Source organism: Actinacidiphila glaucinigra, from assembly GCF_900188405.1.
GTDB lineage: Bacteria > Actinomycetota > Actinomycetes > Streptomycetales > Streptomycetaceae > Actinacidiphila > Actinacidiphila glaucinigra.
On record NZ_FZOF01000002.1, the window covers coordinates 164,194 to 177,793 of the forward strand.

The following is a 13,600-nucleotide window of genomic DNA, read 5'->3' on the forward strand; positions in this document are numbered from 1 at the left end:
CCGCCTGTGCCCCCGCGGCGGGCCCGGGCCATGCCCGGGAAGGTACACGCTTGTTCGACGCTTTGCGCCCCCTACTCGGCAGAAGCCTCCCTAAATCCGCATTATCTCCAAACATGGCCGACTTGGGACCGGGTGTGCTTGTTTGCGCGACCCGCGCACCGTCTCTCTTCGGCCCGGTCAGCCGAAGGCGGCGATCGAGCGGTCCGTCAGGTTGGCCGAGGCGGAGATGTGGTCGGAGGTCAGGAAGAAGTGGTCCTTGTACAGCCACCAGTCCGAGTCGCTGTCGAGGAAGTCGTTCTCCAGGTCCTTGGCGCTCTCCGGCAGTTCCATGAACAGCGAGAACGTGTGGGTCGCGGGGTCGAGCCGCAGCAGGCGGCCCGGCTTGTCGTAGGTGTTCTTCTGGTAGGCCACGACCTTGCCGCCGCTGATCCCGACGATTTTGACCTCGCGCTCCTGGTCCGGCCTGGCGAGCCACTTCGGCTTGCCGGTGACGAGGTCGAGCGCGGCGATCTCGTTGGTCTGCGAGTAGGAGGTGCCGCTGCCCGAATGGGTCTTGGTGGGCAGGTAGATGGTCGTGCCGTCCACGGCCACGTTGGTGCACCGGTTGTCCTCGCACCGGATCCGGTACGTCGCCTCGGCGCCACCGGCGCCCAGCGAGATGCGGCTCTTCATCTTGCCGCCGTCCAGGTACACGATGTCGGTCAGCGTCGCGCCGCCGGCCGCCAGGCCGACAACGACCGGGTCCGTCGATATGACGCTGTACACCTCACTGCCGTTCGGCACCTGCCAGGACCACTTCTTGGCGCCGCCCTCGCCGAGGCCCTGCACGTACTCGTCACCGCCGAAGCCGCCGCACTCGACGATCGCGACGAGCGCGGCGCCGCCGTGGTAGCCCTTGTCGGTGCACTCCGAACCGGCCTTGGGCGTCCACAGCACCGCACCGGTGCTGATCCTGTACGCGACCGAACCGCCGATCCAGGAGACGGCCGCCGTGTCGCCCGTGAGCGCGATCTGCGAGTAGCTGTGCGAGGTCCGGCCGTTCGGGGTGGGCAGCTTCTTCGCCCACAGCTTCCTGCCCTGGGCGATGTCGACGGCGATCACGCTGTCGCAGTCCGTCCCGTACTGCAGCACCAGGCGGTCGTTCGCCGCCGACTCCGGGCCCGGGCAGGAGTCGCCGGACAGGGGGATCGACCAGTTTTCCCTGCCGCTGTCGATGTCGAAGGAACGCAGTGCGTCCGGCATCGTCTTGACGACCGCGTCGCCGGTGAACCAGGCCTCCGCCACCGGGGCGGTGATCTCGGCCTTGGACGGCCGCACCGCCCTCTTGTCCCACAACGCGCGGGCCTTGAGCGGGCCGTTGCCGGCCGGCCGGGTGCTGCCGCCCTTCGACGGGGTGGCCGAGGGCTCGTCGTCGCCGCCGTTCGCGACCAGGAAGACCCCCGCGCCGACCACCAGGACCGCCGCGATCGCCGCCGCCACGATCGCGGCCACCTTGCCGCTGCCCCGCTTGGGCGGCTGCGGGTGCTGCGGGTACTGCGGGTACTGCGGGTACTGCTGCCAGCCGTACCCGGGAAGGGGCTGGGTCGGCGCCTGGGCGTACGGGTTGGGGCCGTACGGGCCCGGCGCCGGGGGCGGCTGCTGCTGGCCCTGCTGCTGCGCCGGCGGCTGGGCGTAGGGGTTCGGCTGCTGGTGCGGATGACCGTACTGGGGCGGCTGCGGCCCGAATCCGGGCTGGTTGCCGGGGGGAGGCGGCGGCTGCGACATCAGCGGGCACCTTTCGGGCACAAGTGTGCGGGGCGGACGGTGACACTCTTTGTATCACCGGTGACGCACCGTTCCGCCCCCGCGCCCAAGGACCGTTACGGCACTGCTACCCGGCCCGTTCGCCGTGCACCGGGCTTCAGTGCGGCAGTGCTGCGAGTCCCACCCGAACCGATCCGCCCAGCCCGTGCGGGCGCGGGCGGGACTCTCCGGCCTCCGAGCCGGGGACGACGTCAGACCTCGTCGGCCAGTTCCAGCCAGCGCATCTCCAGTTCCTCGCGCTCGGCCGCCAGCGACCGCAGTTCCAGGTCGAGTTCGGCCACCTTCTCGAAGTCGGTGGCGTTGTCGGCGATGGCGGTGTGCAGCTTCGACTCCTTCTCGCCGATCTTGTCCAGCTGCCGCTCGATGCGCTGCAGTTCCTTCTTGGCCGCGCGGCTGTCACCGCCGCCCTTCGGCTTGGCCGGGGCGGGCGCGGGGGCGGCCGCCTCGACGGCCGCGCGGCGGCGCTCCAGGTACTCGTCGATGCCGCGCGGCAGCATGCGCAGCGTCGCGTCGCCGAGCAGGGCGAAGACCCGGTCGGTGGTGCGCTCCAGGAAGTAGCGGTCGTGGGAGATGACCACCATCGAGCCGGGCCAGCCGTCGAGCAGGTCCTCCAGCTGGGTCAGGGTCTCGATGTCCAGGTCGTTGGTGGGCTCGTCGAGGAAGAGCACGTTGGGCTCGTCCATCAGCAGCCGCAGCAGCTGCAGCCGGCGCCGCTCGCCACCGGACAGGTCGCCGACCGGGGTCCACTGCTTCTCCTTGGTGAACCCGAACTTCTCGCAGAGCTGACCCGCCGTCATCTCCCGGCCCTTGCCGAGGTCGACCCGGCCGCGCACCGACTCCACCGCCTGCAGCACCCGCAGCGCCGGGTCGAGTTCGGCGACCTCCTGCGACAGGTAGGCCAGCCGCACGGTCCTGCCGACCACCACCTTGCCCGCCGCGGGCTGCTTCTCGCCCTCGCTGACGGCGGCGTCCGCGAGCGCCCGCAGCAGGGACGTCTTGCCCGCGCCGTTGACGCCGACCAGGCCGATCCGGTCGCCCGGGCCCAGCTGCCAGGTCAGGTGCTTCAGCAGCACCTTGGGCCCGGCCTGGACGGTCACGTTCTCCAGGTCGAAGACGGTCCTGCCCAGCCGGGTCGTCGCGAACTTCATCAGCTCGGCGTTGTCGCGCGGCGGCGGCACGTCGGCGATCAGCTCGTTGGCCGCCTCGATGCGGAAGCGCGGCTTGCTGGTGCGGGCGGGGGCGCCGCGGCGCAGCCAGGCCAGCTCCTTGCGCATCAGGTTCTGCCGCTTGACCTCCTCGGTCGCGGCGATCCGCTCACGCTCGGCGCGGGCGAAGACGTAGTCGCTGTAGCCGCCCTCGTACTCGTGGACGTCACCGCGCTGCACGTCCCACATGCGGGTGCAGACCTGGTCCAGGAACCAGCGGTCGTGGGTCACGCACACCAGGGCCGAGCGGCGGGTCTGCAGGTGGCTCGCCAGCCAGGCGATGCCCTCGACGTCGAGGTGGTTGGTGGGCTCGTCGAGCACGAGCAGCTCCTGCTCGGCGATGAGCAGCTTCGCCAGCGCGATCCGCCGGCGCTCGCCGCCGGACAGCGGTCCGATCACCGTGTCCAGCCCCTGCGGGAAGCCGGGCAGGTCCAGCCCGCCGAAGAGCCCGGTGAGCACGTCCCGGATCCTGGCGTCGCCGGCCCACTCGTGGTCCGGGCGGTCGCCGACCACCTCGTGCCGGATGGTGGCCTGCGCGTCCAGGCTGTCGTACTGCGTCAGCACGCCCAGCCGCAGGTCCGAGGTGTGCGTCACCCGCCCGGTGTCCGGCCCCTCCTGCTTCGCCAGCATGCGGATCAGGGTCGTCTTCCCGTCGCCGTTGCGGCCGACGACACCGATGCGGTCGCCCTCCGATACGCCGAGCGAGATCCCGTCCAGCAGGGTGCGCGTTCCGTACACCTTGCTGACGGACTCGACGTTGACCAGGTTGACGGCCATGGGACTCCTGTCACTACGAACGAACGACCTCCCAGGGTAGTGCGGCGCTCGCACCCCTCGGGCCCGGCCGCCCCCGCGCGGGCACCCGTGCGGGTGGGCCCGCCCGTCTCCGGCGAATCGCCAACCGTACACAGCCGCAGGTCTGTACATTTCCCTCATGGATACGTATCCGCTCGTGGAAGCGCGCAACCAGCTCGGGCAGCTCGTCGGCCGGGTCCGGCACGGGCATGAACACATCCTGATCAGCGAGTACGGCAAACCCGCCGCCGCGCTCATCCCGATAGGCGAACTCGAGGAACTACAGCGTCTGCGCGACGCGGCGGACGCGGCCGAGTCGGCGGCCCGCGAATCGGCCCCCACCGGTCCCGCGATGACGCATGACGAGTTCATGGCCCGGCTGGAGGACGAAGACCGTCAGGCCGAGGCCTCGTGACACACACCGTCGTCTGGCAGCACCAGGCCATGGACGAGTTCCGCCGCCTGCGCCTCCTCGATCCGGTGGGTGCGAAGGCGTGCGCGGCTGCCGTCCGGGACCTGGCCCGGGAACCGCGTCCGCCGGCAGCGCGCGCCCTGGGAGGTTCGGGGTACTCGCGGCTGTCCGTGGGCGACTGGCGTGTCCTGTACCGGCCTGACGCCGGGACGGTCACCGTGCTGGTCCTCAAGGTCGGCCGGGTGGGCTGAAGCCCGGCTCAGGCCCTGCCGCGGCCCGCGCGTTCGACCAGGGCCCAGCCGATGGCGGCCATCAGGACGGCGGCCGGGGCCGTGACACGGACGGCGATCAAGGTGGCCGAGTGGCCGTCGAGAAGGCCGCCGAAACCGACGGCGGACAGGCCGAGGACGCCGAGGAGCGCGAGCGCGACGCCGAGTGCCGCGCCGGGGCCCGACAGGGACGTCTCCCGCCGGACGGCCGGGGCGGTGGGGGCCGGTGGGCGTTCGGCGCGGCGGAAGACGGCGACCAGGGCCGCGGTGAGGGCGGTCGCGGCCGCCACGCGCAGCGGCACCTGGGCCCACCAGGCGGCGCCTGCCGGGGCGGGCAGCGTGCCGCCCAGCGAGATCAGCGCGCCGTACACGGCGAGCATGGCCGTAAGGTGCCAGAGGAAGGCGGTCATCGCGATGCCGTTCGCGGCGACCACTCCGCGCCACACCCGCGGTCGGCGCAGCAGTCGCGCGGCGGGGCGGCGCAGCAGTTCGACGGCGCCGACGAGCCACACGCCGTGGCAGAGCAGGGCGAGCGTGGGCGGCGCCATGTTGGAGATCCGCTCGCCGGGCATGCCCACCATGGACAGCGGGTACGGCCCGAGGGCGACCAGCGCGACCGCCCCGGCCAGCCCGCAGGCGGCCAGGGCCGCGGGGAGCCGGAGCCGGCCGTCCGCGCGCAGGAAGCCCAGCTGGTGCACCGCGAGCCAGACGAAGGCGAAGTTCAGGAACGGTACGTAGGGCACGTCGAGGGCGAAGCGCAGCACGTCCACCACGACCGCGCCGGCCGACAGCGCGGCGAAGGCGCCCCAGCCGTACCGCTCGTGCAGCCGCAGCAGCGGCGGGGTGAAGGCCACCATGCCGAGGTAGATCCCGATGAACCACAGCGGCTGCGCCACCAGCCGCGCCGCCACGTCCGGCACCGGCAGCAGCAGCGCTCCCGCGCCCCACACCGCGACGAACAGCATCGTCGGCCGCAGCAGCCGGCGCAGCCGGGCCCGCAGGAAGTCCGCGTACCCGCCGCCGGAGCGCGCCACCGAGCGGTACGAGAGCGCGTGCGAGAAGCCGCCGACGAAGAAGAACACCGGCATGACCTGCAGTGCCCAGGTCAGCGGTTGCAGCGCCGGGCGCACCGCCAGCAGGTTGCCGATCTCGACGCCCCCGCCGGGCCCGGTGGTCACCGCCGCCATCAGCCAGTGCCCCAGCACGACGGTGGCCAGCGACGCCACCCGCAGGAAGTCCACGTAACGGTCCCGGCCCGCGGGTGTGGCCGCGGCCGCCTCTCCGGCTGTCATCCCCATGGCGGCACGATCCCGCGCCGGGGCGCCGCTCCGTCAGGCCCGCTCTACTCAACTCGCCCCGGAATCGGGTGAGTACGGCTACTCAGACCAGCGTCGCGCCCTGCGCGGGGCCGGTGGTGACCCGGACCGTGCGGCAGGTGCCGGAGGCGGCGAGGACGCCGGCGACGGCGTGCGCGGACTCGGCGTCCTTGGCGAGGAAGGCGGTGGTGGGCCCGGAGCCGGAGACCAGGGCGGCCAGGGCGCCGGCCTCGGCGCCCGCGGCGAGGGTCGCGGCCAGCGAGGGCCGCAGGGACAGCGCGGCGGGCTGCAGGTCGTTCGCCAGGGAGGCGGCGAGGGCGACGGCGTCACCGGTGCGCAGCGCCTCGATCAGGGCCGGGGAGGCCTCCGGCTCCGGCACCGCCGCGTCGCCGCGCAGCCGGTCGCACTCGCGGTAGACCTCGGGGGTGGACAGGCCGCCGTCGGCGACGGCGAAGACCCAGTGGAAGGTGCCGCCGGTCTCCAGCGGCTCCAGCAGCTCTCCGCGGCCCCGGCCGAGGGCGGCGCCGCCCACCAGGCTGAACGGGACGTCGCTGCCGAGCTCGGCGCAGATCGCGAGCAGTTCCTCGCGGCTCGCGCCGGTGCCCCACAGCGCGTCGCAGGCGACGAGGGCGCCCGCCGCGTCCGCGCTTCCGCCGGCCATGCCGCCCGCGACGGGGATGTCCTTGACGATGTGGATGTGGACGCGCGGCTCCAGGCCGTGCCGCGCGGCGAGCGCGACCGCGGCGCGGGCGGCGAGGTTGCTCGCGTCCGCCGGGACCTGGCCGGCGTCCGGGCCGGCGACCGTGATCCGCAGTTCCTCGGCGGGGACGACGGTGACCTCGTCGTACAGGCCGACGGCGAGGAAGACGTTCGCCAGGTCGTGGAAGCCGTCGGGGCGGGGTCCGCCCACCGCGAGCTGGACGTTGACCTTGGCGGGGACCCGGACGGTCACGGACGCGGGGCGGCGGGTCACTGGCGCGGTTCTCCTCGGTGCGGGGGTCGTGCGGCGCGCGGATACGTTCGGGGGACGGGCGCGCCGGGCACGGCGGCGCCCCCATTGTGCCCTCTGCTACCGCCGGGAGGTGCCGCCCCCGCCGTGCTCGGCGATCGCCGCGAACTCCTCCACGGTCAGCGCCTCACCGCGCGCCTGCGGCGAGACACCGGCGGCCACCAGCGCCTCCTCGGCCGCGGCGGCCGAGCCCGCCCAGCCGGCCAGCGCGGCCCGCAGCGTCTTGCGGCGCTGCGCGAAGGCGGCGTCCACGACCGCGAAAACCTGCTCGCGGGAGGCGGTGGTGCGCAGCGGCTCCTTGCGGCGGACCAGCGAGACCAGCCCGGAGTCCACGTTCGGGGCGGGCCAGAAGACGTTGCGGCCGATGGCACCGGCCCGCTTCACCTCCGCGTACCAGGCGGCCTTCACCGAGGGCACCCCGTACACCTTGGAGCCGGGGCCGGCGGCCAGCCGGTCGGCGACCTCGGACTGCACCATGACCAGGGTGCGCTCGATGCTCGGGAAGGTCGCGAGCATGTGCAGCAGCACCGGGACGGCCACGTTGTACGGCAGGTTGGCCACCAGGGCCGTGGGCGGCGGGCCGGGCAGCTCCTCGACGCGCAGGGCGTCGCTGTGCACGAGCGCGAAGCCGCCGGCCCGGCCGGGCAGGCGGGCGGCGACGGTCGAGGGGAGGGCCGCGGCCAGTACGTCGTCGATCTCCACGGCGGTGACGCGCTGGGCCACCTCCAGCAGCGCCAGCGTGAGCGAGCCGAGCCCCGGGCCGACCTCGACGACCACGTCGTCGGGCCGGACGTCCGCGGTGCGCACGATGCGGCGCACCGTGTTCGCGTCGATGACGAAGTTCTGGCCGCGCTGCTTGGTGGGGCGGACGCCCAGCGCGGCGGCCAGCTCACGGATGTCGGCGGGGCCGAGCAGGGCGTCGTCGGCGGGACCGGAGTGGTCGGTGGTGCTCACCGCTCAAGGGTATCCGGGCCCGGCGGGGCCTCCCGCGGACGGACTACGAGTGGAGCCTGCGGCCGCACACCGGCCAGGGGCTGGCACCGCGCTGGATGTACAGGCGCTTGGCGCGGTACGTCTGCTCCTTGGCCGAGGCGTCCTGGGGGCGGCCGCGGCCGCCCAGGTTGCGCCAGGTGCGCTGGTCGAACTGGTAGAGGCCGCCGTAGGTGCCGGAAGCGTCGACCGCGTTGGGCCGGCCGCCCGCCTCGCACTGGCCGAGCGCCTTCCAGTTGAGGTGGTCGGCGCCCTGGACGCTGTCGGGGAGCGCTTTGGTGCCGACGCGCACGACCTGCCGCACGGGCTTGCGCAGCACCTCCTCGGCGACGCGGCGCGGCTTCTGCCGGACCCCGTCGACCGTGCGGTACGCGTACGTGACGCGGCGCAGCCCGTTCCTGCCCCGGGTGTCGACGGCGGTGGTGCCCTCGAACAGCGAGGGGTCCTCCGTCCGCTCGACGCGGAAGGGCACCGGCTCCTCGTGGACCTCGTCGTGGCCGCGGATGCGCTTGACGGAGATCGTCTGGCCCTCGCGGGGGAAGGTGTCGGGGTCGACGGAGGTGGCGTCGAGGCCGTGCATCGCGATGCCGGCGTCGCGCAGCGCCTCTCCGACGGTGGCGGCGTTGGTGCGGACCGGCCGTTCACGGCCGTCGACGAGGAAGGTCACCTGCCGTTCGGTGCGGACGTCCAGCTCCAGTCCGTGCCGCCCGATGGCCTCGCCGCGGGAGGCGGACAGGTAGGCGCCGTCCGCGCGCACGCCCAGCTGGCGCAGGGCGCCGTCGACGGTGCCGGCCGTGGTCCAGATCCGCCGCGGCCTGCCGTCGAGGGTGAGCGCGACCGGGCGGCCGTAGCGGACGGCGACCGTGTCGCCGTCCTGCAGCGCCGCGCCGGGGTCGGGGGCGACGATGTCGTGGTCGCCGACCTCGATGCCCTGGCGCTGCAGCAGTTCCTCGACGCTCCCGGCGAAGGTGTGCAGGGCCCGCGGCCGGCCGTCCACGCTGAGCTGCACGGCCTTGCCGCCGGCCAGGTAGGCGGTGCTGCCGCCCGCCAGGAAGGCGACGACCAGGGCCTGCGGCAGGAGCCTGCTCAGCGCGTCGGGGCGCCGCGCGGCGCGCCTGCGCCGGGCGGCCGCGCGCCCCGGACGGGGCTCGACGTCCTCGGCTGCGGAGGCCGTGCCCGATGTCCCGCGATGGGGGCCGTCCGCAGAGGACCGCGTTCCGGCCCGCGTCGTGCCCGCGTTGCTGATGTTGCTCACGGCGTACCTCCGGCCCGGTCCGATTCAGACCGAACCGGGACCATAGCGGAGGATTCACCACTCTCCCAAGCCGTCCGGTCACGCCGTGTCGCCGCAAAAGGACCTCGCGCCGGACCCCGCGACGGGCGTCGCGCCCGTGGTCAGCGCGCCGTGCCCCGCCCCGGGTGGCCGCCGCCGCGCCCTGCCGGGGGTCCGGAATCGGACACCAGGCGTTACGCCGACCGCGCGACGGGTACGGCGCGCCCGCGACGCGTCGTCAGTAGCCGAAGGCGCGGGCGGTGTTGGCCCCGATGGCCGCGGCCAGTTCGTCCTCCGCCGCTCCGCGGACGGCGGCCATGGCCCGCACGGTGACCGGGATCAGGTACGGGGCGTTGGGGCGGCCGCGGTGCGGGACGGGGGTGAGGAACGGCGCGTCCGTCTCGACCAGGAGCAGCTCGGCGGGGGCGACGGCGGCCGCGTCGCGCAGGTCCTGCGCGGACTTGTAGGTGAGGTTGCCGGCGAAGGACATGTAGTAGCCCTTGTCGGCGCAGAGCTTGGCCATCTCCGCGTCGCCGGAGTAGCAGTGGAAGACGACGGTGCCGGGCGCGCCCTCCTCGTCGAGGATGCGCAGCACGTCGGCGTGGGCCTCGCGGTCGTGGATGACCAGCGCCTTGCCGTGCCGTTTGGCGATGTCGATGTGGCGTCGGAAGGAGTACTGCTGGGCCTCGACGCCCTCGGGCCCGGTGCGGAAGTAGTCGAGTCCGGTCTCGCCGACGCCGCGCACCTGGGGCAGCGCGGCGAGGGCGTCGATCTCCGCGAGGGCGGCGTCCAGCGCGGGCAGGCCGCCCGCCTCCCGGGCCCCCTGGCGCGACCAGCCTCCCCCAGCCCCAGGGGGCTGGGAGGTGCCCCCAGGATCGCCGTGGACGATCCTGGGGGCCTCGTTGGGGTGCAGGGCGACCGCCGCCCAGACCGCGTCGTACTCCCCGGCGGTGCGCGCCGCCCAGTGGGAGCCGTCGACGTCGCAGCCCACCTGGACCACGGTCGTCACGCCGACGGACGCCGCCTTCGCCAGCGCCTCCTCGACGCTGCCCTCCTGCATGTCGAGGTGGGTGTGCGAGTCCGCCACCGGGACCGCGAGCGGTTCGGGGAGGGGAGGGGCGGCGGACGCGTCCTTCTTCGGGCGCCGGCTCTGGCTCTGGTTCTGCTCGGGCATGCACCAGATCCTAGGCCGGGCGCCGCGGCGGCTACCGGGCGTCCCTCCTGCGGTGCAGCAGGTTGCGGGGCGACCAGTGCCGTGCCCGGCGCTCGGCACCCTCCACGGCGGGCGAGGCGGGCACCCGGCGCATGTCGGAGGCGGCGGGCAGGGGGCCGGCGGTCGCGGTGGCCGACCAGGACCCGGCGACATCGGAGACCTGTCCGGCCCGCATGATGCGGACCTTGTGGCTCTCGCACTCCACGCACGTCGGACGGGTCAGCGGGGACGGAACGCGCTTGCCGTCCGCCATGTACCAGACGGTCTCACGGCCCTGTGCGTCGACGTGGTGCTCGATCTCGTACGCCTGCTCCCATCCGCGCCCGCAGCTGATGCAGACGAAGGCGTACGCCTCACGAACCGTGCCATCGGTTCCGATGGTCTCGCTCATGGCAGCTCCTGATGCCCTCCGGACGAGGCGTCCGGAGCGGGACTTCCCTCTATCAGCGAACGCCCGGGCGGGCCCCGGCGATAGCGGGGGTGCCCTTTCTTGAGCCAGTTTTGGGCTGTGTGTGACACGGGGCCGGACACGCGGCCCAGGTTTTTCCCTCTCCCACGATAGGACTTTGCACCCTGCCGCGTTTAGCCGGTTGTGGACCGGTTCGCGGCGTGCTTCGCGGACACCACGGCGTCGAAGACCTCCCGCTTGGGCAGCCCCGCCTCCGCCGCCACGGCCGCGATCGCCTCCTTGCGGGGCTCGCCCGCCTCCTCGCGGACCCGGACCCGGCGCACCAGTTCGCCGGCGTCCAGCTCCTCCGGCCCGGTCTCCGGGGCGCCCTCCACGACGACCGTGATCTCCCCGCGCACCCCTTCGGCGGCCCAGTCCGCCAGCTCCCGCAGGGTGCCGCGCCTGACCTCCTCGTAGGTCTTGGTCAGCTCGCGGCAGACGGCCGCCCGGCGCCCGGCGCCGAAGGCCTCGGCCATCGCCGCGAGGGTCTCGGCGAGCCGGTGCGGGGCCTCGAAGTAGACCAGGGTGCGGCGCTCGCCGGCGGCCTCGCCGAGCCGGGCCCGCCGCTCACCGGCCTTGCGCGGCGGGAAGCCCTCGAAGCAGAAGCGGTCCACGGGCAGACCGCTGAGGGCGAGCGCGGTCAGCACCGCGGACGGCCCGGGGACGGCCGTCACCCGGATGTCGCGCTCGACGGCCGCCGCGACCAGCCGGTAGCCGGGGTCGGAGACCGAGGGCATCCCGGCGTCGGTGACGAGCAGCACCCGGGCGCCCTCCTCCAGCGCCGTGACCAGTTCCGGGGTGCGGGCCGACTCGTTGCCCTCGAAGTACGACACGACCCGGGCGGTGGTGGTCACGCCCAGGGACTGGGTGAGCCGGCGCAGCCGCCGGGTGTCCTCGGCGGCGATCACGTCGGCGCCGGCCAGCTCCGCGGAGAGCCGGGGCGGGGCGTCGGCGACGTCGCCGATGGGGGTCCCTGCGAGTACGAGTACGCCTGCGGCCGGTCCTGCGGAGCTAGTCACCGCCCCAGTCTCCCACCCGCCGCGCACCCGGCCGGGCCTGCCGCGGCACGGCGGCGTACCCCCGGTTGGCCCGGTCCTCAGCACATACACATGCGGCTTCCCTACGATGGCCCGGTGACGAGTGACACCGCGACGCATGCGCACCGGGTCGAGGACGCACCGAAGGCCGCGGAGGAGCAGAGCTCCTGGCAGCGGCAGCTGCGCCGCTTCGGCTACGCGGACCGCCCGCGCCCCGACGTGCGCGAGCGCCTGGTCCAGCCGTTCCCCGAGCCGGGGACCCGGGCGTGGGCCGCGCTCGGCGTGGGCCCGGCGGCGGCGTCCCGGCTGGCCCGCTGGACGGGCTGGGGCGGCCCGCTGCTGGTGGCGCTCTTCGCGGGCCTGCTGCGGTTCTGGAACCTGGGCAGCCCGCACGCGGTGATATTCGACGAGACGTACTACGCGAAGGACGCCTGGTCGCTCCTGCAGTACGGCTACGAGGGCAGCTGGCCGGACAAGGCCAACGACCTGATCCTCGCCACCCCGCCCTCGGTCCCGCTCTCCGACGCCCCCGCGTACGTGGTGCACCCGCCGGTCGGCAAGTGGGTGATCGCCTCCGGCGAGTGGATCTTCGGGCTGAACCCCTTCGGCTGGCGCTTCGCGATGGCGGTGCTCGGCACCCTGTCGGTGCTGATGCTCTGCCGGATCGGCCGCCGGCTGTTCCGCTCCACCGCGCTGGGCTGCCTCGCGGGCGGCCTGATGGCGGTCGACGGCCTGCACTTCGTGATGAGCCGCGTCGCCCTGCTCGACCTCGTCGTCATGTTCTTCGTGCTGGCCGCCTTCGGCTGCCTGCTGATCGACCGCGACCGCGCGCGGGCCCGGCTCGCCGCCGCGCTGCCCGGGGGCCGCCCGGACGACCACGTCGCCTCGTTCACCTGGCTGGGGCTGCGCCCCTGGCGGATCGCGGCCGGGGTCTGCCTGGGCCTGGCCATCGGCACCAAGTGGAACGGCCTGTACGTGCTGGCGTTCTTCGGCGTCCTCGCCGTGCTGTGGGACGCCGGTGCCCGCCGGGTGGCGGGCGCCCGCCACCCCCGGCTCACGGCCTTCTGGCTGGACGGGCTGTGGGCGCTGATCTGCATGGTCGGTGTGGCCGTCGCGACGTACCTGGTGTCCTGGCTCGGCTGGTTCACCACCGACAAGGGCTACGACCGCGACTGGGCCAAGGGGGACGGCGGCTTCCTGTCCGACTCCTGGGCGGCGCTGCGCAGCCTGTGGCACTACGAGTCACAGGTGTACGACTTCCACGTCAACCTGCACTCCCCGCACACCTACCAGTCCAACCCGTGGAGCTGGCTGGTCCTGGGCCGCCCGGTGTCGTACTTCTACGAGTCCCCCAAGCTCGGCGAGGACGGCTGCACCGCGGCCGGCGGCTGCGCCCGCGAGGTGCTCGCCATCGGCACCCCGGTGCTGTGGTGGGCCGGCTGCTTCGCCCTGCTGTACGTCCTGTACCGCTGGATCTTCCGCCGCGACTGGCGCGCCGGCGCGATCGCCTGCGGCATCGCGGCCGGATACCTGCCGTGGTTCCAGTACCAGGAGCGGACGATCTTCCTCTTCTACGCGGTCGTCTTCGTGCCGTTCCTGTGCCTCGCGGTCGCCATGATGCTCGGCGCGATCCTGGGGCCGCCCGGCTCCGGCGAACGCCGCCGCATGTGGGGCGCGGTCGGCGCGGGCACGCTGGTGCTGCTGATCGTCTGGAACTTCATCTACTTCTTCCCGCTCTACACCGGGCAGACGATCCCCATGGACGCCTGGCGCGCCCGCATGTGGTTCGACACCTGGATCTGATCCGCCCCGCCGCGGGGCCGCCGACCT

The 13,600-nt window shown here is 73.8% G+C and carries 12 protein-coding genes; 3 read left to right on the top strand and 9 right to left on the bottom strand.

Features of this window, described 5'->3' with window-relative positions; translation table 11 throughout:
• Positions 1 to 177 precede the first annotated feature (177 nt).
• Both CHF15_RS04665 and CHF15_RS04670 read right to left on the bottom strand, forming a co-directional pair.
• On the bottom strand, positions 178 to 1,764 hold the full coding sequence (locus CHF15_RS04665; RefSeq protein ID WP_089222323.1) for an outer membrane protein assembly factor BamB family protein: 1,587 nt from the start codon (positions 1,762 to 1,764) through the stop codon (positions 178 to 180).
• A 230-nt stretch (positions 1,765 to 1,994) separates the two neighbouring features.
• Complete coding sequence (locus CHF15_RS04670) at positions 1,995 to 3,785, bottom strand: ABC-F family ATP-binding cassette domain-containing protein (protein WP_089222324.1); 1,791 nt, start codon at positions 3,783 to 3,785, stop codon at positions 1,995 to 1,997.
• A gap of 157 nt (positions 3,786 to 3,942) precedes the next feature.
• Here CHF15_RS04670 and CHF15_RS04675 point away from each other — a divergent pair, with 157 nt between their 5' ends.
• Positions 3,943 to 4,218 carry a type II toxin-antitoxin system Phd/YefM family antitoxin gene (locus CHF15_RS04675; RefSeq protein ID WP_089222325.1) on the top strand — a complete coding sequence of 92 codons (276 nt, stop codon included), beginning with the start codon at positions 3,943 to 3,945 and terminating at the stop codon, positions 4,216 to 4,218.
• Positions 4,215 to 4,466, top strand: a complete 252-nt coding sequence (locus CHF15_RS04680) for a type II toxin-antitoxin system RelE family toxin (RefSeq protein ID WP_220093272.1) — start codon at positions 4,215 to 4,217, stop codon at positions 4,464 to 4,466. Before CHF15_RS04675 ends, CHF15_RS04680 begins: the two co-directional genes overlap by 4 nt.
• An 8-nt stretch (positions 4,467 to 4,474) precedes the next feature.
• Here the strand turns inward: CHF15_RS04680 and CHF15_RS04685 are convergent, their stop codons facing one another.
• The 7 genes from CHF15_RS04685 to rsmI all read right to left on the bottom strand — a co-directional run bounded on the left by CHF15_RS04685 (position 4,475) and on the right by rsmI (position 11,752).
• Positions 4,475 to 5,782 carry an acyltransferase family protein gene (locus tag CHF15_RS04685; RefSeq protein WP_089222326.1) on the bottom strand — a complete coding sequence of 436 codons (1,308 nt, stop codon included), beginning with the start codon at positions 5,780 to 5,782 and terminating at the stop codon, positions 4,475 to 4,477.
• A gap of 82 nt (positions 5,783 to 5,864) precedes the next feature.
• Entirely contained in the window at positions 5,865 to 6,773 is a 909-nt protein-coding gene (locus tag CHF15_RS04690) for a 4-(cytidine 5'-diphospho)-2-C-methyl-D-erythritol kinase (protein ID WP_089222327.1), read from the bottom strand.
• A 96-nt stretch (positions 6,774 to 6,869) separates the two neighbouring features.
• Positions 6,870 to 7,763 carry a 16S rRNA (adenine(1518)-N(6)/adenine(1519)-N(6))-dimethyltransferase RsmA gene (rsmA, locus tag CHF15_RS04695; RefSeq protein ID WP_089222328.1) on the bottom strand — a complete coding sequence of 298 codons (894 nt, stop codon included), beginning with the start codon at positions 7,761 to 7,763 and terminating at the stop codon, positions 6,870 to 6,872.
• Between the two features lie 43 nt (positions 7,764 to 7,806).
• Positions 7,807 to 9,054, bottom strand: a complete 1,248-nt coding sequence (locus CHF15_RS04700) for a resuscitation-promoting factor (protein WP_089222329.1) — start codon at positions 9,052 to 9,054, stop codon at positions 7,807 to 7,809.
• Between the two features lie 256 nt (positions 9,055 to 9,310).
• Positions 9,311 to 10,246 (bottom strand): TatD family hydrolase, encoded by a 936-nt coding sequence (locus tag CHF15_RS04705; protein ID WP_089222330.1) that lies wholly within the window; start codon positions 10,244 to 10,246, stop codon positions 9,311 to 9,313.
• A gap of 31 nt (positions 10,247 to 10,277) precedes the next feature.
• Positions 10,278 to 10,676: a hypothetical protein gene (locus tag CHF15_RS04710; protein WP_089222331.1), complete on the bottom strand. Its 399-nt coding sequence runs from the start codon at positions 10,674 to 10,676 to the stop codon at positions 10,278 to 10,280.
• Between the two features lie 191 nt (positions 10,677 to 10,867).
• Entirely contained in the window at positions 10,868 to 11,752 is an 885-nt protein-coding gene (gene rsmI / locus CHF15_RS04715) for a 16S rRNA (cytidine(1402)-2'-O)-methyltransferase (protein WP_089222332.1), read from the bottom strand.
• A gap of 90 nt (positions 11,753 to 11,842) precedes the next feature.
• Here rsmI and CHF15_RS04720 point away from each other — a divergent pair, with 90 nt between their 5' ends.
• Positions 11,843 to 13,573 carry a dolichyl-phosphate-mannose--protein mannosyltransferase gene (locus tag CHF15_RS04720; protein WP_378354707.1) on the top strand — a complete coding sequence of 577 codons (1,731 nt, stop codon included), beginning with the start codon at positions 11,843 to 11,845 and terminating at the stop codon, positions 13,571 to 13,573.
• Positions 13,574 to 13,600: the final 27 nt, after the last annotated feature.